The organism is Bradyrhizobium tropiciagri (assembly GCF_018130505.1).
In the GTDB taxonomy this organism is placed as follows: Bacteria; Pseudomonadota; Alphaproteobacteria; order Rhizobiales; family Xanthobacteraceae; genus Bradyrhizobium; species Bradyrhizobium tropiciagri_B.
Genome location: NZ_JAFCKH010000030.1, coordinates 1 through 1713 on the forward strand (window position 1 = coordinate 1; position 1713 = coordinate 1713).

The 1713-nt window shown below is 68.9% G+C and carries 1 protein-coding gene; it reads right to left on the minus strand.

The features are described from left to right. Positions 1-1713, minus strand: a 1713-nt coding sequence (locus JQ633_RS35030) for a VCBS domain-containing protein (RefSeq protein ID WP_211990396.1), incomplete at both ends; no start/stop codon positions are given.

Below are 1713 nucleotides of genomic sequence, written 5' to 3' on the forward strand. Positions count from 1 at the left end.
AGGCGGCGATCGTCGCCGCATCATTGGCGCCGGTGATATTGACGGTGATGGTCTGGCTCGCGGTGCCGTCGGCCGAGCTCACGATCAGCGTGTCGGTGACGTGCTGGCCGTCGGTCAGCGCGTCGGTCGCCGCCCTGCCGTTGTCGAGCGTGTAGCCCCAGACGCCGGTGGCGGAGTTGAAGGTGAAGGTGCCGTAGGTGCCGGACAGATCCGCCGGATCGACCGCGGCAAAATGCGCCTCCCCGGTGTCGACGTCATGCACGGTCAGCGTGCCGCCCGCGGTGGCATCGCCAGGCACCGCCGCGACGGTGCCGTTGCCGGCACCATCCTCGGTCACCGCGGTCTCTTCGCTCGCCGAGGCCGTGATCGTCGCCGCATCATTGGCGCCGGTGATGTTGACGGTGATGGTCTGGCTGGCGGTGCCGTCGGCCGAGCTCACGATCAGCGTGTCGGTGACGTGCTGGCCGTCGGTCAGCGCATCGGTCGCGGCCTTGCCGTTGTCGAGCGTGTAGCCCCAGACGCCAGTCACGGAATCGAAGCTGAAGGTGCCGTAGGTGCCGGACAGATCCGCCGGATCGACGGCGGCAAAATGCGCCTCCCCGGTATCGACGTCATGCACGGTCAGCGTGCCGCCCGCGGTGGCATCGCCGGTGGTTGCCAGAACAGTGCCGTTGCCGGCACCATCCTCGGTCACCGCGGTGTCCTGGATGCCGGAGGCGGCGATCGTCGCCGCATCATTGGCGCCGGTGATGTTGACGGTGATGGTCTGGCTCGCGGTGCCGTCGGCCGAGTTCACGATCAGCGTGTCGGTGACGTGCTGGCCGTCGGTCAGCGCATCGGTCGCCGCCCTGCCGTTGTCGAGCGTGTAGCCCCAGACGCCGGTGGCGGAGTTGAAGCTGAAGGTGCCGTAGGTGCCGGACAGATCCGCCGGATCGACGGCGGCAAAATGCGCCTCCCCGGTATCGACGTCGTGGACGGTCAGCGTGCCGCCCGCGGTGGCATCGCCGGTGGTGGGCGGAACAGTGCCGTTGCCGGCACCATCCTCGGTCACCGCGGTGTCCTGGATGCCCGAAGTCGAGATCGTCGCCGCATCGTTGGCGCCGGTGATGTTGACGGTGATGGTCTGGCTCGCGGTGCCGTCGGCCGAGCTCACCGTCAGCGTGTCGGTGACGTGCTGGCCGTCGGTCAGCGCGTCGGTCGCCGCCTTGCCGTTGTCGAGCGTGTAGCCCCAGACGCCGGTGGCGGAGTTGAAGCTGAAGGTGCCGTAGGTGCCGGACAGATCCGCCGGATCGACGTCGGCAAAATGCGCCTCCCCGGTATCGACGTCGTGGACGGTCAGCGTGCCGCCCGCGGTGGCATCGCCAGGCACCGCTGCGACGGTGCCGTTGCCGGCGCCATCCTCGGTCACCGCGGTCTCTTCGCTCGCCGAGGCCGTGATCGTCGCCGCATCGTTGGCGCCGGTGATGTTGACGGTGATGGTCTGGCTGGCGGTGCCGTCGACCGAGGTCACCGTCAGCGTGTCGGCGACGTGCTGGCCGTCGGTCAGCGCGTCGGTCGCCGCCTTGCCGTTATCGAGCGTGTAGCCCCAGACGCCGGTCGCGGAATCGAAGCTGAAGGTGCCGTAGGTGCCGACCAAATCCGCCGGATCGACGGCGGCAAAATGCGCCTCCCCGGTATCGACGTCATGCACGGTCAGCGTGCCGCCCGCGGTGG